Source organism: Mycobacterium sp. 1165196.3, assembly GCF_001673415.1.
In the GTDB taxonomy this organism is placed as follows: domain Bacteria; phylum Actinomycetota; class Actinomycetes; order Mycobacteriales; family Mycobacteriaceae; genus Mycobacterium; species Mycobacterium europaeum_A.
Genome location: NZ_LZLU01000051.1, coordinates 1 through 562 on the forward strand (window position 1 = coordinate 1; position 562 = coordinate 562).

Below are 562 nucleotides of genomic sequence, written 5' to 3' on the forward strand. Positions count from 1 at the left end.
TCGCGCTGGGACACCCGGCGGAGCTGGTGACCATCACCACCGCCGGGGACCGGTCGTTGGCGCCCATCGAAGACCTCGGGGTCGGTGTGTTCACCACCGCCCTGCGCGAGGCCATGGAAGAGGGCCGTGTCGACGCCGCCGTGCACTCCCACAAGGACCTGCCCACCGCCGAGGATCCGAGGTTTGCTCTGGCGGCCATACCGGTGCGCAACGACCCGCGCGATGCGGTGGTAGCGCGCGACGGGCTGGTGCTCGCGGAGTTGCCGGCCGGTTCGCTGGTGGGCACCTCCTCGCCGCGGCGGGCCGCGCAGCTTAGAGCATTGGGTCTCGGTTTGGAAATCCGCCCCCTACGAGGCAACCTAGATACCAGGTTGAACAGGGTAAGCAGTGGTGATCTCGACGCGATCGTGGTAGCCCGGGCGGGACTGGCCCGGATCGGTCGCCTCGACGACGTCACCGAGACGCTAGAGCCGGTGCAGATGTTGCCAGCACCGGCTCAGGCACGTCGGGGTCGGTGAACACCAGGGCGGCGTTCGCCAGCACCGTGGCGGCCCGTACCGCC

1 pseudogene is annotated in these 562 nt (G+C 69.6%); it reads left to right on the plus strand.

From position 1 onward, the window contains the following. Positions 1-500, plus strand: a pseudogene (gene hemC, locus A5659_RS04765) (hydroxymethylbilane synthase); the annotation flags it as partial. Positions 501-562: the final 62 nt, after the last annotated feature.